General features: G+C 60.6%; 25 protein-coding genes and 2 pseudogenes. 16 read left to right on the top strand and 11 right to left on the bottom strand.

The genetic code is table 11. The features are described 5' to 3' along the window. Window positions 1-22 precede the first annotated feature (22 nt). The 5 genes from HK436_RS28690 to HK436_RS28670 all read right to left on the bottom strand — a co-directional run bounded on the left by HK436_RS28690 (window position 23) and on the right by HK436_RS28670 (window position 2,508). Window positions 23-703 (bottom strand): RES family NAD+ phosphorylase, encoded by a 681-nt coding sequence (locus HK436_RS28690; protein ID WP_173194995.1) that lies wholly within the window; start codon window positions 701-703, stop codon window positions 23-25. A 234-nt stretch (window positions 704-937) separates the two neighbouring features. Beyond that, entirely contained in the window at window positions 938-1,186 is a 249-nt protein-coding gene (locus tag HK436_RS28685; RefSeq protein ID WP_173194994.1) for a hypothetical protein, read from the bottom strand. 43 nt (window positions 1,187-1,229) lie between these two features. Next, the gene (locus HK436_RS28680) at window positions 1,230-1,823 is read right to left on the bottom strand and encodes an SOS response-associated peptidase (protein WP_173194993.1); all 594 of its coding nucleotides are present in this window, start codon (window positions 1,821-1,823) and stop codon (window positions 1,230-1,232) included. A 79-nt stretch (window positions 1,824-1,902) separates the two neighbouring features. After that, entirely contained in the window at window positions 1,903-2,295 is a 393-nt protein-coding gene (locus tag HK436_RS28675; protein ID WP_173194992.1) for a hypothetical protein, read from the bottom strand. A gap of 39 nt (window positions 2,296-2,334) precedes the next feature. Further along, the gene (locus tag HK436_RS28670) at window positions 2,335-2,508 is read right to left on the bottom strand and encodes a hypothetical protein (RefSeq protein WP_173194991.1); all 174 of its coding nucleotides are present in this window, start codon (window positions 2,506-2,508) and stop codon (window positions 2,335-2,337) included. A 156-nt stretch (window positions 2,509-2,664) separates the two neighbouring features. On the opposite strand from HK436_RS28670, the gene HK436_RS32680 reads away from it, so the two are divergent. After that, the gene (locus tag HK436_RS32680) at window positions 2,665-2,799 is read left to right on the top strand and encodes a hypothetical protein (protein WP_280515888.1); all 135 of its coding nucleotides are present in this window, start codon (window positions 2,665-2,667) and stop codon (window positions 2,797-2,799) included. 12 nt (window positions 2,800-2,811) lie between these two features. Here HK436_RS32680 and HK436_RS28665 read toward each other — a convergent pair whose 3' ends face one another. From HK436_RS28665 to HK436_RS28655, 3 genes are all read right to left on the bottom strand, one after another. Next, the gene (locus HK436_RS28665) at window positions 2,812-4,791 is read right to left on the bottom strand and encodes an ISL3 family transposase (RefSeq protein WP_446685695.1); all 1,980 of its coding nucleotides are present in this window, start codon (window positions 4,789-4,791) and stop codon (window positions 2,812-2,814) included. Between the two features lie 197 nt (window positions 4,792-4,988). Continuing rightward, window positions 4,989-5,282: an HlyD family secretion protein gene (locus tag HK436_RS28660; protein WP_173194989.1), complete on the bottom strand. Its 294-nt coding sequence runs from the start codon at window positions 5,280-5,282 to the stop codon at window positions 4,989-4,991. Window positions 5,283-5,415: 133 nt separating this feature from the next. Then, window positions 5,416-5,841: a MarR family transcriptional regulator gene (locus HK436_RS28655; protein ID WP_206680647.1), complete on the bottom strand. Its 426-nt coding sequence runs from the start codon at window positions 5,839-5,841 to the stop codon at window positions 5,416-5,418. Between the two features lie 79 nt (window positions 5,842-5,920). Here HK436_RS28655 and HK436_RS28650 point away from each other — a divergent pair, with 79 nt between their 5' ends. The 4 genes from HK436_RS28650 (at window position 5,921) to HK436_RS28635 (ending at window position 8,373) form a co-directional block, all read left to right on the top strand. Next, window positions 5,921-6,400, top strand: a complete 480-nt coding sequence (locus HK436_RS28650; RefSeq protein ID WP_173194988.1) for a universal stress protein — start codon at window positions 5,921-5,923, stop codon at window positions 6,398-6,400. Further along, a complete protein-coding gene (locus HK436_RS32050) occupies window positions 6,397-6,906 on the top strand; it encodes a MarR family winged helix-turn-helix transcriptional regulator (protein ID WP_173194987.1) in 510 nt (169 codons plus the stop codon). The genes HK436_RS28650 and HK436_RS32050 overlap by 4 nt, the downstream gene beginning before the upstream one ends. Window positions 6,907-6,989: 83 nt before the next feature. Beyond that, window positions 6,990-7,286, top strand: a complete 297-nt coding sequence (locus HK436_RS28640; RefSeq protein ID WP_173194986.1) for a hypothetical protein — start codon at window positions 6,990-6,992, stop codon at window positions 7,284-7,286. Between the two features lie 637 nt (window positions 7,287-7,923). Beyond that, window positions 7,924-8,373, top strand: a complete 450-nt coding sequence (locus tag HK436_RS28635; RefSeq protein WP_206680646.1) for a PaaI family thioesterase — start codon at window positions 7,924-7,926, stop codon at window positions 8,371-8,373. Window positions 8,374-8,540: 167 nt separating this feature from the next. Here HK436_RS28635 and HK436_RS28630 read toward each other — a convergent pair. Next, window positions 8,541-8,851: pseudogene (locus HK436_RS28630) on the bottom strand (winged helix-turn-helix transcriptional regulator). Between the two features lie 193 nt (window positions 8,852-9,044). Between HK436_RS28630 and HK436_RS28625 the strand changes: the two are divergent. The 11 genes and pseudogenes from HK436_RS28625 to HK436_RS34140 all read left to right on the top strand — a co-directional run bounded on the left by HK436_RS28625 (window position 9,045) and on the right by HK436_RS34140 (window position 17,724). Next, window positions 9,045-9,455 (top strand): DoxX family protein, encoded by a 411-nt coding sequence (locus HK436_RS28625; RefSeq protein WP_173194984.1) that lies wholly within the window; start codon window positions 9,045-9,047, stop codon window positions 9,453-9,455. Between the two features lie 5 nt (window positions 9,456-9,460). Next, complete coding sequence (locus HK436_RS28620; protein WP_173195040.1) at window positions 9,461-10,267, top strand: DODA-type extradiol aromatic ring-opening family dioxygenase; 807 nt, start codon at window positions 9,461-9,463, stop codon at window positions 10,265-10,267. A gap of 40 nt (window positions 10,268-10,307) precedes the next feature. Next, a complete protein-coding gene (locus tag HK436_RS28615) occupies window positions 10,308-11,207 on the top strand; it encodes an SDR family oxidoreductase (RefSeq protein WP_206680645.1) in 900 nt (299 codons plus the stop codon). Window positions 11,208-11,284: 77 nt separating this feature from the next. After that, the gene (locus HK436_RS28610; protein ID WP_173194983.1) at window positions 11,285-11,914 is read left to right on the top strand and encodes a TetR/AcrR family transcriptional regulator; all 630 of its coding nucleotides are present in this window, start codon (window positions 11,285-11,287) and stop codon (window positions 11,912-11,914) included. A 634-nt stretch (window positions 11,915-12,548) separates the two neighbouring features. Next, entirely contained in the window at window positions 12,549-12,908 is a 360-nt protein-coding gene (locus HK436_RS28605) for an HlyD family efflux transporter periplasmic adaptor subunit (protein ID WP_173194982.1), read from the top strand. Between the two features lie 2 nt (window positions 12,909-12,910). Continuing rightward, complete coding sequence (locus tag HK436_RS28600) at window positions 12,911-13,888, top strand: ABC transporter ATP-binding protein (RefSeq protein WP_173194981.1); 978 nt, start codon at window positions 12,911-12,913, stop codon at window positions 13,886-13,888. After that, entirely contained in the window at window positions 13,885-15,054 is a 1,170-nt protein-coding gene (locus HK436_RS28595) for an ABC transporter permease (protein WP_173194980.1), read from the top strand. Before HK436_RS28600 ends, HK436_RS28595 begins: the two co-directional genes overlap by 4 nt. A 363-nt stretch (window positions 15,055-15,417) precedes the next feature. Beyond that, window positions 15,418-16,068 carry a hypothetical protein gene (locus HK436_RS28590; protein ID WP_173194979.1) on the top strand — a complete coding sequence of 217 codons (651 nt, stop codon included), beginning with the start codon at window positions 15,418-15,420 and terminating at the stop codon, window positions 16,066-16,068. Window positions 16,069-16,158: 90 nt separating this feature from the next. Further along, window positions 16,159-16,579, top strand: a pseudogene (locus HK436_RS32045) (IS66 family transposase); the annotation flags it as partial. A 475-nt stretch (window positions 16,580-17,054) separates the two neighbouring features. Continuing rightward, window positions 17,055-17,570: an IS5 family transposase gene (locus tag HK436_RS28585; RefSeq protein ID WP_512770965.1), complete on the top strand. Its 516-nt coding sequence runs from the start codon at window positions 17,055-17,057 to the stop codon at window positions 17,568-17,570. Next, on the top strand, window positions 17,452-17,724 hold the full coding sequence (locus HK436_RS34140) for a hypothetical protein (protein ID WP_512770964.1): 273 nt from the start codon (window positions 17,452-17,454) through the stop codon (window positions 17,722-17,724). Before HK436_RS28585 ends, HK436_RS34140 begins: the two co-directional genes overlap by 119 nt. 351 nt (window positions 17,725-18,075) lie before the next feature. Here HK436_RS34140 and HK436_RS28580 read toward each other — a convergent pair whose 3' ends face one another. Both HK436_RS28580 and HK436_RS28575 read right to left on the bottom strand, forming a co-directional pair. Beyond that, window positions 18,076-18,333, bottom strand: coding sequence for a hypothetical protein (locus HK436_RS28580; RefSeq protein WP_173194978.1), 258 nt, complete (start codon window positions 18,331-18,333; stop codon window positions 18,076-18,078). Window positions 18,334-18,411: 78 nt separating this feature from the next. Beyond that, window positions 18,412-19,165 (bottom strand): IS5 family transposase gene (locus tag HK436_RS28575; RefSeq protein ID WP_376769229.1). Its coding sequence is split into 2 segments (ribosomal slippage): window positions 18,412-18,828 and window positions 18,830-19,165, totalling 753 coding nucleotides; the frame shifts between segments, so codons are not numbered across the junction. Window positions 19,166-19,239: the final 74 nt, after the last annotated feature.

Here is a 19,239-nt window from a genome sequence, read left to right as displayed (position 1 = left end):
GCTCTCGTTATGCCCAGCCGCGCTAGGTCGATGGCGTCCAGGCTGGCCCAAGCACGACCACGGAATTCTCGACATCCGCTTCCTCCCGCCAGCGCAAAGCCCCGCCGACGGTAATCCCATCAACATGCCTCACATCGCCGAAACGATAAAAGCCCTGCGCGAGATGCTCCGCTTGGCCGCGCCGTACCGAGCTCAGGCCCCAGTCGTCCCAGAAGGTCTCGGTTCGAACTGCCAGATTGATGGCGCCCAATTGCCGGACGCTCGGATACGCGATTGTCGAGACGGCAGGCAACTTGGCGAAAATGCCCATCGCAACATAGGATGATAATTCGTAGTCGTCGTCGCGGTTCGTCAGGCACTGCAACAGGAATGAATCGGTGATCAGCAACGCCTTGGCCTCGTCCGGCGTGCATGCGTTGAGAAGATTCGACAGATGATGTGACGCATCGCCGGCGAGAAAACCTCGGCCGGTGCGTTGAACCTGCAAAAGCTCCCCCAGAGGTGCAATCCGGACGCGACGGCCTTCGTGGATAACGAATTCGGCGAGCATCATGGGATGGCTCGAGCCACCCTCCGGCGCGTGATGCAGCACCTCCTGGAACGCCGTATCAGGCCGATCGGCCAAATAAAGCACCTGGAAGCCCGCCGAGTTGGCACGGCCGATCCTGGCGGGCACGCCCTTGCGCCAGATCACCTCATCCACCGATCCGGGGATCTCATCGGGGCCTAGCAGCCGAGCGCGGCGGAAACGCCAGCCCGAGCCCCAATCCATGGAGACGACGGGGTGGGCGGCAATGAGCCGGTCAAGCAGGGCTCGTCTTTCCGCTTCCGGCAGTGACGCGAAACCGGCGAGCGCCGGAACGAGTTCGCGCAGGGGAATAGGCGGATGTGCCTCTGTGAGCGTGCGCGGCATACGAGATCTCGCGAGAGCGTCGGCTCACTTTGAACCGGAAACGGGCTTGGCACCGAGGTGACTTGCCGAACTGAACGTGTATTCGCCGCCGAAATTCAGCCGGGGCGCTTCGACCTTGAGATCGGAATTCGGATAGCGACGCCGCAACTCCTCGCCAACCGCAAAACAGAAACCTGGTTCGTCATTGGGGACATGGTACACGCCGCGGGCCTTCAACATGCTTTCGACGCTGTCCGCCTTGTGACGCACTTCGATCTCTTTCCGTTTCGACACGACTGTTCCTTTCTTCAGGCCCGGGCTGCACGCAAGACCAAATCTACTTCGCACCCTCTCGGATCATCTCGACCTCAAGCGATCCCTCTGGCAGCGGGCGCAGCAGCTCGGCCTGTGGCCTGGTGAGGTAGAGCCAGGCCGCCCAGTCTTGCGGGCGCAGCACGACGACCTGCCGGTCGTGGTAGGGGGCGATGTCAGGACCCGGCGACGTCGTCAGCATGGTGAAGCTCACCGGCTGATTGCCCTCGGCTTCGCGCCAAAGGCCCGCTATCGCGAGGAACGGCGCGCCGGTCAGCGTGAACCGATACTGGGTCTTTGGGTATTTCGTACCGACATATTCGAAGAAACCCGACGCCGGGATCAGACAGCGTCCGCTCTTTGAGAAATCCCGGCCTTCCGATCGGAAGTTGAACACCGGCCCGCCCTTCGGCCGGCCGGGAGGAAAGCCGAAATTCATCTGCGCGAGCTCGACGCCGTTGCCGGCGGCGCGCATCACCGGCGCCATGTCGTTGATCCGCACCATGTCCGATTGTGGCAGGTCGAGCTCGGTCTGCTCGGTCGGGATACCGAGTTCCAGATCCTGCATCATCCGGGTGTATTCAACCCAGCGGACATGTTGCTCATAGGCGTTGCACATGTCGTTACTGTGCCACGATATGCGGCGGATTTCGAGCTTGGCCGGGTCTGGTGGATCGGACGCTCACCCGACCGTCCGATCAGTCCGACCGCGAGAACGACATACGCCGGCCCAGCGGCCGCACCCTTGTGGCGACCGCGGCCATGATCGGATCGCTGAGGTCTTTTTCCACGACCTCCATCGTGTCGGTTGCGGCCACGGCAAAGCGCGGACCGCCCGCCCTCTCTATCGCCGTCCGCAGCCGGGAGACGAAGGCTTCCGGTCCGGCCGAAGTCGAGAACGCCACTGGATGAACCGGCGTCTTCAGATCGTCGACATCGATGACGGCGTGGTAGGACCCCGACTGTCGATAGTCCTCCCAGCGCAGGCCCCGTACGCGCTCTACCGGAAATCTGTCTCCACGCGGCAAGGTGACGGTCCCCGCGTCATAGTCGACCCGCACGCCACACTGTCTGAAGGTGCTGTCGGTCATGATCGGCCGTTCGCGATAGGCCCGGATCGCACCAATGGCCTACCTGATTCCGAGCCAGGCAATGACGCACGCAGCCAGCCAGACCCACCAGGGCTGGCTTGCATAGGCCGCGGCGATATCGTCCCAGTCAAAGCTCATCGAATCCCCATCCGTCATCGACAGCGGCGTGGCCGATCGATCAAACGTGTTCGTACGTGTTGCGCTTTGGGTCATGGTAATCTCAAACTGGCGTGCTGGCGAGCATCTGGGGCGGCCTCCTCTCGGAGCCGGGCTGTCGGCAGAGCCGAAGCCCCGGCGGGGCCGGGTCTTCGCCCTGACGGGCATCCATCCCTGCCGCGTGCGGGGTGTCCGGTGAAACAGGACGGGGCCATGCTTGCTGTGATGGGGAGATGGATCGAGCGCCGGCGGGCGATCCGCCGCCGCTGGCAGGCGGACGCGCGTGCGCTTGTTGATCTCGATGTCGTCGATGCCTACTACGAGGCCCAGCTGTCGCTTGGCAGTTAATTGGGTTCTTCCTCACTTTGTGTGGAGCGGTGGCAGCATTCGTGCCCTCAGCAGTTCAGGACCTGCCCTGCCGTACATTGCGCGCTTGAGTGTCTTGAGGCGGTTGATCTGACCTTCGGCCTGTCCGTTGCTCCAGGGCAGCTCGATGGCGTTGTTTACGGCATCGATGTCTCTGCGCAGGACACGGGCGAACCGCATGATCGGAATGAGATCGGACTCGATCGCATCGTCGATCCACGCATCCAGTGGTGCCGATCTCTTGCCGCGAAGGATGCCGTTGAATCGCATCGCCAAGCGTCGCATCTCGGCGAAAGCCTCAGATCCCTGCTTCAGGGCATCGACCTTCCTTGCCTGTCGAGGCGTCAGCAGGCCTCTTGGCTTTATGCACAGCGCCGCGGCAACAATTGGCGAAATCGCGTGGCCGGTATCCGGATCTCGAACGGGTTCCGAGTTGAGCGCCATGGAAGAAACATCATCGCCGCGCTCTCTTTCGGCCCGTCGCCAGGCTCCCAGCAGGCGCTCCAGATTGGAGAAACTTCCGGTATAACCCCGCTGCTTGACGTCATGAAACAGATGCCGTCCGCAACGGTTCCCGTCCTTCCAACATTGGGCAAGGAAGGCTTCGAAATACCATGGCGAAGTGGGGTTCAGTGCTGCTCGCCGCCTGTCTGGCGGAGCCTTGAACTTGAGCCAATTCGCTACACTGCGACGTTCATATCCGGTCCGACGGGCGATCTCGCTGTACGAAAGCCCTTCGTGGCGCAAGGCGTGGAGCATTTCGAATATCTCTTGACGAGATTGCCGATGTGCGAGGCGCGCGCGCCGGCGATGTGTCGCAGCATCAACAATTGCGTCCTCCGAAAGAATGGCCCTGCCGGTGGCACGCCCAGAAAGGCTCATCTGTTCTTCGATGGCCGAGCGAAGGTTCTGGATCAGATGAAACCGATCGGCGACCTGCTGGGCCTGCGGTGCGCCTTCACGGACGGCCTGCGCATACAGGCCGCAGCGGTCGCGGCTGACGGTCTCGATCGAAGGATGACTCCGAAGCCACTTGGCGGCACTATCGACACTGCGGTCGTCCAGTATGTCGATCACCGAGCGGCGCTCAAGATCGACCATGATGGTTCCGTAGCTCGTCGCCCGCCGCCAACTCCAGTCATCGATACCGACCACTCGTATCTCGGAATTGCGTTGAGCACCCGCGGCATCCCGCTTCAACTGCCGCAGGATGGTGTCGTCGCTGACCGGCATGCCGAGTCGCTGCATCAACCGCTCGCCAGGACGGCCACCAGCGCTGTGGCCAAGCAGGCCGACAATCTCAACGACCCGGTTGACGCCAGACTTCAGATTGTCAGGCACGATCAGGCGTGGAACACCGCCGAAGAAGCGGAACATGCGCACATGCGCGCCAATCCAGTCGGGAAGCGTCTGTGTCCACGTTGCTTCCGCATAGGTGAGGCCGGAAGCGCCCAGGACAGCGACGAAGATCTCCGCTTCGCGGATCTCGCCAGTCGAGCGATCGACAACGGCAATCTTCTTGCCGGAATAGTCCACAAAGACCTTGTCGCCGGCGACATGCTCCTGGCGCATGGTCGGCGAAAGCCGCCGCTCGAAACTACGAAACAGATCGCAGAAGCGGCTGTAGCCGTAACCATCGGGATGGATGGCGCGATATTCTTCCCACAGGATCATCAGCGTGACGCCGGGCTTCTTCAGCTCCAGAGCCAGTTGCGCCCAGTTCGGCTCGGGACGCCGCCGCAGCCCCTGTTTGACCCCGGCCCGCGCGAAGAGCCGGTTCTCCAGTGCGTCGTCGGTCAGGTCGCCCGGCAGTGGCCAGGTCAGCCCAGCCGCTGCCGCACGCTTCAGATTGTCCTGAACCGTGCTGCGCGCGATCCCGAGCGTCAGGGCAATGTTGCGGGCGCTCGTGCCGTCCCCGGCAAGTCGAAGCAGGTGTCGTAATTGTCTCATGGTCAGCCTTCTCTTTGCCGGCATCACGCGTCCCTTGCTGAAAAGGACCGTCATGCCAAAGTTGCTGACCCAAGTGTTTGCCCCGGCTTCAAAGTGGCCGGTTATTGATCGGGAATCGTGGCCGGCTTCATTCCGGAATGGTGGCCGGCTTCAAGTCGGAATTGCCGGCCGGATAACTTCGGAATCTGCAGATGAACCACACAAATTGAGGAAGAACCGAATTAAATGGAAAACGACACCTGCTGGGAACGCAGCTGGTTCTGCTGGGATTTGACGCCTGTGACCTGTGCTTCCAGGCCCTTCAGTTCCTGTGAGGCGGATGCCGCATCGATGGTGGCCAAAACCTGTCCACGAACGACCTTGTCGCCCGCGATGACGGGAAGCGATATGATCCTGCCGGACACTTCGCTGCTGACGGCGATCATATTTGCCGCGATCCGGGCGTCGTCGAGAAAGACATGCGTCCACCGCGCGGCCAGCCAGGGATAGGTGAAATAGGCGACGACGCCGAGCACCGCGAAAAGCGCCGTCGCGCGAACCAACCTGCGCCCTCGCCCGCTCTTTTTCGTAGCTGTTGGTGTCTCGTCAGTGCCAGCATCTGCGTGCGCCGCCCCGGAGAATTGCGACGGCTTTGTTTCCATGTTCATTCTACGATCTTTCCAGCCTGTCGCCGATGAGACCCAGCACGCGGTGCGCCGTGGCCAGATCATTCGCAGGGACGCCTTCGAGCAGTTCTTCCCTGAACGCATCGGAAATGCGCGTGATCTCCTCGATAAGCGGCTTAGCGCTTTCCGCGAGATGGATATTCTTGACCCGCCGATCATCATCGGAATCGACGCGTTCGATCAGACCACGCTGCTCGAGCGCATCCAGAAGACGCACCAGGGTCGGTCCCTCAACCCCGATCTGCTCGGCGAGATTCCTTTGCGACATCGCCCCCGATCGTCGCAGATGCAGCAGCGCGATCCATCGCGCTTGCGTCAATCCGAGATGTTTCACGCGCGCATCAAGGCCGGTTCTCCAGCGACGGCCAACCCGTGCAAGCTCCATGGCGAATTCCTGGCCGATGCCCACTTGATAGCTTTCTTATTGATAGTATGCTAACGACATAGCGCAACTTCCGTTATGGTGCAACGTGGCAACCCAGTTACCTATGTATCGACGCATCCTCCTCGCCTATGACGGGTCCGTTGAAGGTCGTCTGGCGCTGCGCGAAGGCGCCCGCTTGGCGCGGCTTTGCGAGGCCCAGGTGTGTCTGCTGGCGGTTGTGCAGATTTCCACCGGGATTGTCTTGGCCGAAGGTGTTTATCCCGGAATCGTGGGCGAGCAGAGCGAGGTGTATAAAAACATCCTCGCTGAGGGTGAACGACGTTTGCGGGAGATCGGGTTTGAACCTGACACGCGGCTTGCGATGGGCGATCCCGGCCCGGAAATTCGCGCCGTCGCGAAGGAGATCAACGCTGATCTCGTGGTCATCGGACACCGCCAGCACGGGACACTGGCGCGCTGGTGGTCGGGGTCCGTCGCCACATACCTCATCGACCATCTCGACTGCAGCATGCTGATCGGACGAATGGAGGTTTCCGACGCGGAGTTCGACAGACTCAAAACGAGCCAAGGAGTCCCCGAGTGATTGTCGTCAACCCGGCGCCGAGCAGCTCCGCGGTGACGCCACAGAGGGATACTGGCGTCGGCTTCCTCCCTGAAAAGTTCGCTATGGCCCTTGAGGCTATTGCCTTCGTCAAAGCATTTCGAAAACAACTCTTGGTCGAATTCGAGTTTGCAGGACTGGCTCTTACGCCGGCCGAAGCGCGCGTGCTAATGTTTTTGGCCCGTAACGAGGGTCTCAACCAAGCCCAGCTGGCTCAAATTCTTTCGTGCGAACCAATGACGCTTGTCGATAACCTCGACCGGCTCGAGGCTGCAGACCTGGTCGTCCGCAAGCGCAATGAGGTGGACCGTCGCGTCAAGTGCATCTATCTGGAGCCCCGGGGCAAAGCACTGGTGCCCAGGGTCGAGGCGATTGTGAGCGCCCTCTGCAATAATGCCGAACAGGGTGTCGGCGAACAACATATCGAACTGATGCGGGCCGGGCTTTCGCATATGACCGGGAACCTCGCCAGTCCGCCGAGCATTTAGCATGAGGGCGTCAGACGCCAGTTGACCAGCACGTGGGCCCCAGACTCCGGAACCCCCATACTCACCGAAATGGAAGGTCTTCGATGCGTTTTCATTCTCCCCTTTTCGCCTCAGGATTGTTGTTCGGAACGCTTATTTCTGCCTCCGCTCAGGATAAAGATCCGCTATCGAAGTTGCCGCCCCCGGACAGCATCAAGCTGTCGACTGTGATCGAGCAAGTTGAAGGACGTCCGGGTTTCTATGCCATCGAAAGCATTACGTTTGCAGAGGGCGAGTACCGAATCGTCTATTTCATGGGGGATGGCGCGGAAGTGCGCATAAACTACGATGCGAAAACCGGGGCCAGCCGGCCGCCGCGGCGCGGCCTGTTTGGCAACTAAAATGTGCGCATTTATCTTTCAGCGCTGGCTTACGACGGTCCTGCGGGTTCGGTTTACGTACTGTGAAATACAAATAACCTGCGAAAGAGTTAAGCTATTTTCTACATGATCAATCGTCATTTTAGTAAGGCAGGCGCTACGGAAAACATAGGTGCGCTAAGTGAACACCAGTTTCATTGGACATTCCTCAAATGGCGAACAATCAGAACGCTTGGAAAGACTCGCGAGATACTTCTTGACAAGCAACAAGCTCTTTAAATCGCTTCGTCTGGAGTTCATTCGCTTTGACCTCCTGCGAGTCGAGGTCCGAATCCCCTTCAACCGTGAATTTGAGTTGGCGTCGGATGAGTCTCTCGACCGGGATACTCACGACCGCTCTCGATTCCATTTTTGGACTTGTTGTGCTCGCAAATCTCGAGGAACTGGCTCCTGTGGCCACGATCGGCCTGAACGTCGACTTCACATCGACGCCTCGCCGGGGAGAATCTGTCATCTGCCACGCAGAATACGGCGGATCGTCTGAACAGGTAGCTCATGTGCGTGGGCATGTCGTCGGTGAGGAACACGGGAAGATGTTCGCATTTGGAACTGCCACGTTCATGATCGGCACGCGTGGACCTGCAATCAATCCCATATCATGAGCACGATCATGTCTTCCACAGTCGGTCAGACCGAGGCTGGCTATCTCTCTTTGACGGACTGCCTGGCCATTTCACCTTTCGCCCGGTTCCTGAATATCCAGCCACGGATTGACGCCGATTGCGTCGTCCTCAAGCTTTGCTTTGCCGAACATCACATTGGCAATCCGATGATCAGGGCGCTGCATGGCGGCATCGTCGCCAGTCTCTGCGAGCTTTCGGCATCAAGCATGCTCGCCTTTCAGACGGAGGCGACGTCCATGCCAAAAACTCTCAGTCACAATGCCAGCTATCTGCGATCGACGATCGCCGCCGATTGCTATGCGCAAGCCGCGATCGAGCGCATCGGCAGACGAACTGCGACCTTGTCTGCGCGGGCGTGGCAGGAGGATGTAGAGAACCCCGTGGCCATTTCACGCGCCACTTTCCTGACCCAGGGATATATCTGACGTTTCCGCTCGGAAACCCCCAATGTTGACAATGTCTTCCGAACAGAGCTTCAGCATTATATGTCGAACGTGTAAGAAATACCAGCGCTCGATTGGCCCCCTTATCGCGGGCCTTCGAGGTAAGCCATAAGATGCTCGTGGTATTCCACGCTGACAGAGTCCTAATTTCAATCATTCTGGTCGTAGAGTTCGCGACTGCGCTGTATGTCGGGCCAGTTGGCTTCCAGCCAGCCGATCAGCGTACGAACCGGAATGAGAAAGCTCTTTCCTCTTTCGGTCAGCTCGTACTCGACCCGAGGGGGACCTCCGCGAACACTTCACGGGTGACAAGCCCGTCGCGCTCGAGATTGCGGAGCGTCGTCGTCAGCATGCGCTGGGATACCCCTCCAACAGCGCGCATCAATTTTGAGAAACGCAGTCGGTTTCCGCTTGCCTCAGCCAAACGTGCTATCACGAGAAGGCTCCACTTGTCGGCCATCCGGTCCAGCAGCGGTCGTACGGGGCAGATCTCGGGCGCGATGGGGCCGGCGGCATCGATCGAGACATCAATGTTCACGGCTTCTCCTTTCATGGTTACGCGCAGGTAACAGACTTATCCGCACGTGCCTACTTCCCATGGCGTTGATTACGAATAGGATGAAAGTATCAAAAACGCACTATGGAGGGAAGCGATGTCGGCCAGGAACCTGAACATCGCGCTGTGGACGGCCCAGGTCCTGCTCGCCCTGGTGTTCGGGGCAGCCGGAGTTATGAAGGTGACCATGCCTCTGTCCGACCTTGCGGGGATGCTGGCCTGGCCGGGAAATGTTCCGTCATGGCTGGTCCGGTTTATCGGAACGGCGGAGCTGGCCGGTGCGATCGGTATTCTCGTGCCTGCCTTGACCCGCATACAACCGTTGCTCACGCCGCTGGCCGCGCTGGGATTTGCGATCATTCAGATCCTGGCGGTGCCCGTTCACATATCACAGGGCGATATCGCAATGGTCGGGCCGGTCAACGCCATTTTGCTGGCGCTGGCGCTGTTCGTTGTCTGGGGCCGCTATCGCAAGCTTCCGATCCAGCCGAAGGGAGCGCTGGCGTGAGCAGGATGCCCACCCTGTTCATCCCACATGGCGGCGGACCATGTTTCTTCATGGACTGGGATCCTCCAAACACCTGGGACCGGATGGCGAGCTTTCTGCGCGGGGTACAGGCCAGCCTGCCGGAAAAGCCCAAAGCCGCGCTGGTAGTTTCGGGCCATTGGGAGGAAGCGCAGGTCACAGTGCAGACCGGCGCCAAGCCGCCGCTGCTGTTCGACTATTACGGATTTCCGGCACATACTTATCAGTTGAGCTTTCCCGCGCCTGGATCACCGTATCTGGCGGCGCGCGTGTCGGACCTGCTGGGGGCGGCGGGATTTTCGGTGCGGGGCGACGCCGTGCGGGGCTATGATCACGGGGTATTCATCCCGCTGAAGCTGGTATTTCCCGAGGCGGACGTGCCGGTGGTGCAACTGTCGCTGCGTGCCGATTATGACCCGGCAGCGCATCTGACGATGGGAGCTGCTCTGGAGCCTCTGCGTGATGAGGGCGTGCTGATCCTGGGCAGCGGCATGAGCTATCACAACATGGGCGTGCTGATGAAGAGGATGCGCGGCGGGACGCAGGACGTGGAGCCGGCGTCGCAGGTCTTTGACGACTGGCTGACCGGGGCGGTGACCGACCCGGATCCGGCAGCGCGCAATGCGGTGCTGATGGACTGGATGCGCGTGCCCGCTGCCCTCGATGCCCACCCGCGAGAGGAGCATTTCCTGCCGCTGCATGTGGTGGCGGGAGCCGCCGGGGCCGATATCGGCGTCAAGGTGCTGGATGATGTGGTGATGGGCGCCGTCGAATCCGCATTCCGTTTTGGCTAATGCGACATCAATTCAAATCTTAACCTCAAGGAGCAAGATCATGACAGCAATGCAGAACGGGCCGTTCCTGGTCACCGGAGCCTCGGGCCATCTGGGACACCGGGTTGTGGAACTGTTGCTGGAGGGCGGAGCCGGGCCGGTGATCGCTACGACGCGGTCGGTGGATAAACTGACGCGGCTGGCCGCGCAAGGTGTCGAGGTGCGCAGCGCCGATTTCAATAATCCGGTGGGCCTCAAGAATGCTTTCGCCGCAGCCAAGCGGTTGCTGATCATCAGCACCGACGACCTGGAGCCCGGAAAGCGCCTGGTTGCTCACAACGGAGCCATCGAGGCCGCGGTGGCCGCTGGCGTTGAGCACATAGTCTACACGTCGCTTACCAACCCTGGCCCGGACTCGCCGATCACATTTGCCGTTGATCACCGGGAAACCGAGGCTATTTTGGTTGAAAGCGGCATCCCCCATACCATCCTGCGCAACAACCTTTACACCGATCTGTTCCTGATGAGCGCACCGCAAGCCATCAAATCGGGCCAACTGTTTGCCGCTACGGGCCAGGGCCGAGCGGGCTATGTCACCCGCGAAGATTGCGCGCGGGTGGCAGCTGCTGCTTTGATGCACGAAACCGAAACAAAAACCTATGATGTCACCGGTCCCGACCTCATCTCGCAGGGCGATCTCGCCGCGATATTGTCGGACCTGTCGGGCAAGACGATCGCCTATGTCCCGATTACCGTGGATGACCTTCGTGCCGGGATGATCGCCAACGGATTGCCGCCGACCATGGCCGAAGCCTTCGCGTCCTTCGACCAGGCAATCGCAAAAGGCCATATGGCCGTCAGCACCAATGATGTGAAAGATCTCACCGGGAAAGCGCCTGCCAGCGTGCGCGATTTCCTCGGCAAGAACGCCGCGTCGCTGCTGAAACCGGGCGCCGCTTAGGAGCCTGGACGCAAAATTCTGCGAGGCTCGCCATGTCGAGCCTTGCTGACTGACTTTTCAGTCACTATCTTTCTCCTATGGCTCAGAAATTTCGGGCGGCGCGTTCCGACGAGGAACGCCAAGCACGGCTTCAATCAATATTGAGTGCGGCTCTGGACGCTTTCGCCGAGAAAGGTCTTGGCGCATCGCGTCTTGAGGATATCGCTACCAGGGCGGCCATCGCCAAGGGCACGATCTATCTCTACTTCCCCTCGAAGCAGGCGGTGTTCGAAGAGCTGATCCGGACGTCCATTGTGCTGCCCGTCGATAGCTTGCGAACTGAATTGCTGGCGCAGGATTTATCGGCCCAAACAGTATTTGGTCTCCTTTCCCACTGGGTGCGAAACGAATTTCTCGGAACGGATCGGGAAATTATCGCGCGACTCATCCTGTCGGAGGTCGGTCGCTTTCCGGAGATTGCGGCCTTCTGCCATCGGGAACTCGTGCATCCCGTCATGGAGTTCCTGAAGCAAATCGCGCAGCGCGCGTGTGAGCGGGGCGAATTCGGATCGAATGTCCTGGTTCGCTTTCCACAGCTTGCGGTCGCATCCGTCCTGGTGGCTATAACCTGGAACGATCTGTTCCAGGACGTCGAGCCCCTCGACTTGGGAGCCATGATTGAATCGCACCTCGACCTCCTGCAGCGAGCAATGCGATCGGACCTATGACAATGCGTCGGGCCGGCCTTGTGATGATAGCAGCAGGAGTGGCGTTGCCAGCCCTCTTCCTGACGAACCCGAAAAGCGATGCGCCGCTGCCCCGATTCCAAGGTTATGTCGAGGGTCAGACGATCTATGTTTCCGCGGAAGAAGGGGGAACGATCTTTCGGATTCACGTAGATTCTGGCGATGACGTTCAACGGAATCAGACGTTGTTTAGACAAGATACTGCTCTCAAGCAGATACAACTTCAGCAGGCAGAAGCTCGTTTGCGCGAGGCGCAAGCAAGATTGCGGAACGTCGAGGCTCCCCAACAGAGGCCTGAAGAGATCGAGGTTCTCAGGGCGTCGGAGCGCCGCGCCGCAACGGCAAGTCAGCTCTCCGCCATCGAACTCGACCGTCAGCGCGAACTCTTCCGCAAGGGGGTAGCGTCGAAGGCTCTTGTCGAGCAGGCAGAAGCGGCACATCAACAGAATAGCGCTGCCCAGGAGGAAATTCGGCGGCAGATTGTTGCAGCCGGGCTCGGTGGCCGTGACAACGATATTCGCGCGGCCGAAGGTGCGGTCGACGCGGCAAAAGCCGCGCTGGCAGAGGCTGACCAGCGGCTCGCCAAAGCGGAAGTCAGGGCCCCGAGGACGGCCGTGTGGAAGATGTCTTCTACCGCGCCGGTGAGGTCGTCCCGGCGGGTACCCCTGTGCTGGCCCTCTTGCCTGACGGCAATCTGCGGATTCGTTTTTTTGTGCCCGAGCCTGCTCTCTCTGCGCTTTCGCTCGGCGGCGCAATCCTGGTGAGTTGTGACGGATGTGCGCCCGACATCGAAGGCCGCATTACTTTTATCGCCAGGGAAGCCGAGTTCACGCCGCCGGTCATTTTCAGCGAGGAAGAGCGTTCCAAACTGGTCTTCAAGGTCGAAGCACGCCTCATCGGCAACGAGCATGCCCTGCCCGTCGGACTTCCGGTAACTGTGGTTCCGACAGCTGATGCCGTGGCAGAGAAGAGGTAGTTATGCGTGCCACGCTGCCCAGTCCTGCGCAACCAATCAAGGCCGCCGGTGCGTTTGCGGGAGACATCGCCATCGAAGTTTCCGGCCTGACGAAATCGTTCAACGGCCGAACCGTCGTCTCCGACCTTAGCATGGAAGTCCGTCGCGGCCTCATCTACGGATTTCTCGGTCCGAACGGCAGCGGCAAGACGACGACGATACGCATGCTTTGTGGCCTGCTGACGCCCGACGCTGGCCGTGGGACCTGCTTGGGCTACGACATTCTCACCCAATCGGACGAGATCAAGCGTCATGTCGGCTACATGACGCAGCGCTTCTCGCTCTACGAGGATCTTTCGATCCGCGAGAACCTCGAATTTGTGGCCCGCATTCACGGTCTCGACGATCCGCGAGGAGCAGCAGGAGATGCCTTGCATCGCCTCGGGCTGGAGAACCGGGCGCATCAGCTTGCTGGCGAGCTGTCAGGTGGCTGGAAGCAGCGTGTCGCGCTTGGCGCCAGTATTCTGCCGGGTCCGCAACTTCTTCTTCTGGACGAACCAACGGCTGGTGTCGATCCGAAGGCGAGGCGCGATTTCTGGGACGAGATCCATCGTCTCGCGGGAGAAGGCCTCACAGTGCTCGTGTCGACGCACTACATGGACGAGGCGGAGCGCTGCCACGAGATTGCCTATATTGCCTACGGCCGCCTCCTCGCCGCGGGAACAGTTGCGCATGTCGTCGCGCAGTCCGGCCTTGAGACCTGGACAGTGACCGGTATCGCCTTGCGTCAACTTGCCGAGACACTTCGAGGGCGGCCGGGGGTCGATATGGTCGCGCCCTTCGGTTCGGCGCTGCATGTGGCCGGTCGAGACCCCGCGCTGCTCATGCGCTCCACTGAGGCTGCAAGAGCTGACGAACGCTACAGTTGGCGTCGCGACCAGCCGACGCTCGAAGACGTCTTCATCGACCTGATGGACCGCGGCCGGGACAACTTCAGATGACCCCGGTGCTGACATATCCGCGAACCACGCAAGGACCGGTGGCGGCATGGCGGCGCTTTGTGGCGGTCCTTGTCAAGGAATTCATCCAGTTGCGACGTGATCGGGTGACGCTGATTTCGATGATTTTCATCTCCCTGGTCCAGCTCCTTCTTTTCGGCTATGCGATCAACACCGATCCGAAGGAACTTCGAACAGCCGTGCTGGCGCAGGACGAAAGCGTCTTCACACGGTCTTTCCTCGCCGCGATGCGGACGACCGGCTATTTCGACATTCGCGAGAGGGTGGCGAGTGAAAGCGAACTCGACGACTTGATCCTGTCGGGAGCCGTTCAGTTCGGCGTTCAAATACCATCCGACTTTGGCCGCCAGCTCGTTCGCGGCGAGCGTCCCGCGGTTCTCGTCATCGCCGATGCCACGGACCCTTCCGCCACGGTGAACGCTGTCGGGGCTCTGGAAGGGATCGCAGCGCGGGCTTTCGAACGCGATCTCATCGGACCAACCGCGTCTCTCGCCTCGACGCCTCCGCCCTACGAGATCCGAATTCATCGACGGTACAATCCGGTCGGGGACACGCATCTCAATATCGTTCCAGGGCTAATGGGCACGATCCTGTCCATGACGATGCTGATCTTCACCGCGCTTTCAGTCACGCGCGAGATCGAGCGCTCGACCATGGAGAGCCTTCTGGCGATGCCGATCAGGCCGGTCGAGATCATGCTTGGCAAGATCGCCCCCTACGTTCTTGTCGGCGCATTCCAGATGGTGCTCATCCTGTCGGCGGCCTGGCTGCTGTTCGACGTTCCGATCGTCGGAAGTCTTGCACTGCTGTTGGCGCTCACGACGCTCTTCGTCATCGCAAATCTTGCCGTCGGCTACACGTTCTCGACGCTAGCCTCGAACCAGCTTCAGGCCGTCCAGATGTCTTTCTTCTTCTTTCTGCCCAACATACTGCTCTCGGGCTTCATGTTTCCTTTCAATGGCATGCCCGACTGGGCCCAATGGATTGGCGAGACGCTGCCAATGACCCATTACCTCAGGATCGTTCGCGGCATCATGTTGAAAGGGGCAGACCTGTCGCATCTGGCAATACCCGTCGGCGCGCTAGGCCTGTTCACGCTGGTCGCGATGGCGGTGGCTGTCAACCGGTTCCGGCAAACGTTGGACTGAGCGGGACCCGCCGCTCTCCTTGGGCAGGTGGGAAACGAGGGCGCTCGTAGCCGACCGGAGACCTCGAACCACGCTGGTTCTCGGACCTTGGACACGCGTTGAGAGCAACGAGCGCTGACCGGTGCCTCATTCCGCATTCACCGGCTTAAGAGACCGCTGAATTTCGGCGGCTTTTCCCGGCGGCTAAGGTAAAGAACCCGACTGCCACGGGCATGCTCGGCGCCGTTTCCGCCCGGCCTCGGCCGTCAATAATCCCTGCGAAATTATTGTCTCGATCATGAGCACGCGAGAATAGGGTTGTGATCGCGGTCATACAGATGTCAACTTGCTGCCCGATCGGCAGTGTGATTCGGGCGGAATTCGATGAGCGATATCAAAACCATACTCACTGCAGCCTTGCTGATGGCGTCAGTGAGCGTAGCCCATGCGGGCGAAAACGCCCCCTTCATCTATCTCGCGACGCAAGACCCGTTCGTCAGCCCTGAAGCGCCAAAAGCGAAGAACGATATCCATGTCTTCGGCGGCGTCTTTGCCGGCGGCTCTTTCGGCAGCGTCGTCCAGTTCTGGGACGCAGACTACACCGACAATTTCATGATCGGCGGCATCTACGGCCGCGATTTCGAAGATCTCGGGGCAAGTTTTGTCCTTGGCGGCGTGGCGGGCGCTGCGATCCGTTTTGGCGATGATGACGATACTACCGGAGAACTTTGGGCCGGATTACGGATCCGCCACCACGGCTTGGTGATTGGCGACCTGGCAATCGCGCCGGGGTTTACGGCCGGCTTGAGCGTCGTTACCGGACCGACGGAGATCGAGCGCGCGCGCGAAATCCACTACGACGGCGACGCGAGCTTTCTGGGATTCCTCGGGCCCGAGGTCGCATTCAAGCTTCGGCAGACTCCGCATGTCGAGTTCGTCTATCAGCTTCACCATAGGTCAGGCGCTGACGGGACTTTTGGCGATTTTGGTGAAGGATCCAACGCGAGCACCTTCGGCCTTCGCTATCGCTTCTAAAGTAAGGAAGGGCGTTCGGCTGACCCGTTAGATGGCCGCCCCGCTCGCCGAGAGTCAGAATTGGGCACTACTGTCGCTTGGCAGTCCTGGCTCGCCGGGTGCCGCGCTCACCTGCGGCGCAAATTCTAGGACCTGCACATCAGCGTGGTCTCGCAGGCCGCGACGGATTCGATCATCGCCATGAACGAATTGTGGAAGGTCTATGGCATGGTTCGTGGCAAGGATGTTGGGCGCCGCGCTGCGTCAGGAAAAGTCCGTGGCCATTGTCGCGTGCGTCTTCGATCTATGGGAAGCGGAACTGGGTAAGGCCTCGGGGAAATCCAAAACCGCCGAGGCGATCCGCTGCGCGCTCACCCCCGCGGGAGGCGCTGGAACGCTTTCGGGCGGATGGCCGCCATCGAAATCGACTCCAACATCGTCGAGCGTGCAATTAGTTAGGCTCCAGACGATCGCGCGAACGAATAGTCTATTTGCCGGCAGCCACGGTGGTGGACGAACCTGGGCGACGGTAGAGCGGGAACAGCGCCGCCAGGAAGTGCTCGTGCCGCGGTCGCACAGCCGGGCATGGGCAGACCGAATATGGCGACCGGTCGGGACCCGATGAGGTTCGGCACGCGTCCTGATGGGTGGTGATCGCTCCGGTTTCAGTCGCCGTAACCGGAACCGGTGCCCTCTACTTCGACTGGATTGTCTTGGCGGTATCCTCCATAGGCGCGGGCATAGTCTTGTACTTCGACGAGCCAGATTGCCGACACCCTCTCGTTGATCCTTGTGTGCACCTTTCTTGGATCGTCTGTTGCTGCTCGGCTATGGATCGGCTTAACGGCCTTCCCGCATCGAGCTGATTCTCGCCTCTGGCTGCTTGGGCGCTACGTCCCAGAGCCATGCCGTGGCTGGATTGATGATTTCTTCGACGACCTAGGGTCGAAACCCAATCAGGGTATTGAAGGTCCGTAGCAAATCAGATTCCCTGCCGTCGTTTTGGGATGGAGGCGATGATGAGCAGGCTTTTCTGGCTGGATGACGAGGCCTGGGCGGCGATCGAGCCGCACCTCCCGAAGAACCAGCCCGGTGCGCGCAGGGTCGATGATCGCCGAGTGATCAGCGGCATCCTGCATGTGCTGAAGACTGGCTGCCGTTGGCAGGACTGCCCGGCCGAATACGGCCCGTCCACGACGATCTACAACCGCTTCAATCGCTGGTCCGGCCGGCAGCTCTGGAGCCGAATCTTGGACGCTCTCGTTGCCAAGGGCGTGCTTGCGCTGTCGGCGTCGATCGACTCCAGCTACGTGAAGGCGCATCGCTCGGCCCATGGCGGAAAAGGGGGCGAAGGCGCAAGCCATCGGCCCGTCGCGCGGCGGACAGACCACCAAAATCCATGCAGTGACAGACCTGCTCGGGCGGCCGGCCATTCTGCTGCTGACAGCAGGCAACGTCGCCGATGTCACTATGGCCGGGCCGCTGATGGACGCGGCCGGTCGGGTGCGCTGCCTGATCGCTGACAAGGGCTATGCGCCAACGCGTTGCGCAAACGCCTGCGGGCAGAAGGTGCCGAGGCTGTCATTCCAGGGCGCTCGAACCGGAAGGTGCCGATCGACTACGACAAGGTCCGCTACAAGGGGCGTTGGCGCATCGAGGCAGCCTTCTGCAGGTTGAAGGACTTCCGGCGCGTCGCAACTCGTTACGACAAGCTCGCCCGCAACTTCCTCTCGGCCGTGGCGCTCGCAACCCTCGTCGCGTTCTGGGTCTGAATGAGTCTCGGCCCTAGAGGCAACAGAGGGCGCAACCACCGCGACCCGCCGTCTCGGAGTCGCCACAAGCCCGACAAGGAAGGCGGTTTGGCTGAGGCTGATCGTGGCTTCGCCGACAATCCAACAGAGGTGGTCCCGCCCGGTGAGACAGCTTGGCGGCTTGGCTAACGTGGATCCGGGTTGTTTCTACGCCGCAATCGGCTTCCTCGAAATCGCCTATCGTAACCGTGACGCGACATCCTCAACGCCACCGCGACTACTCTTCAGCCGGCTTAGCCAAGCCCAGTCCAGCAACATCTTCCCTCAGCATGCGCAGTATCGACCTTACCGGGGCAAGCGACCGCATCGAACTGCGATAGGTGACGCCGCTCCTGATTGTCCACTCGTAGCCGCGCACGTTCAGCGCTGACAAATCGGTATTGATGTCGAGGTGCAGGAGCGGCCGAGGCAGGCTTGTGAGGAAGCCATCCCGCCGCACGAGTTCCAGGGCCAGTTCGAGCGATTCGGTGGACACGACGGATTTCGGACCGACGATCCCTCTGGGTTCTTCCTCAATTTGTGTGGTTCATCCGCTGTTAGGGCCGAGACTCATTCAGACCCAGAACGCGACGAGGGTTGCGAGCGCCACGGCCGAGAGGAAGTTGCGGGCGAGCTTGTCGTAACGAGTTGCGACGCGCCGGAAGTCCTTCAACCTGCAGAAGGCTGCCTCGATGCGCCAACGCCCCTTGTAGCGGACCTTGTCGTAGTCGATCGGCACCTTCCGGTTCGAGCGCCCTGGAATGACAGCCTCGGCACCTTCTGCCCGCAGGCGTTTGCGCAACGCGTTGGCGTCATAGCCCTTGTCAGCGATCAGGCAGCGCACCCGACCGGCCGCGTCCATCAGCGGCCCGGCCATAGTGACATCGGCGACGTTGCCTGCTGTCAGCAGCAGAATGGCCGGCCGCCCGAGCAGGTCTGTCACTGCATGGATTTTGGTGGTCTGTCCGCCGCGCGACGGGCCGATGGCTTGCGCCTTCGCCCCCTTTTCCGCCATGGGCCGAGCGATGCGCCTTCACGTAGCTGGAGTCGATCGACGCCGACAGCGCAAGCACGCCCTTGGCAACGAGAGCGTCCAAGATTCGGCTCCAGAGCTGCCGGCCGGACCAGCGATTGAAGCGGTTGTAGATCGTCGTGGACGGGCCGTATTCGGCCGGGCAGTCCTGCCAACGGCAGCCAGTCTTCAGCACATGCAGGATGCCGCTGATCACTCGGCGATCATCGACCCTGCGCGCACCGGGCTGGTTCTTCGGGAGGTGCGGCTCGATCGCCGCCCAGGCCTCGTCATCCAGCCAGAAAAGCCTGCTCATCATCGCCTCCATCCCAAAACGACGGCAGGGAATCTGATTTGCTACGGACCTTCAATACCCTGATTGGGTTTCGA

Source organism: Neoaquamicrobium sediminum (assembly GCF_013240295.1).
Classification (GTDB): domain Bacteria; phylum Pseudomonadota; class Alphaproteobacteria; order Rhizobiales; family Rhizobiaceae; genus Aerobium; species Aerobium sediminum.
This window is presented reverse-complemented; position numbering and strand designations above follow the sequence as displayed.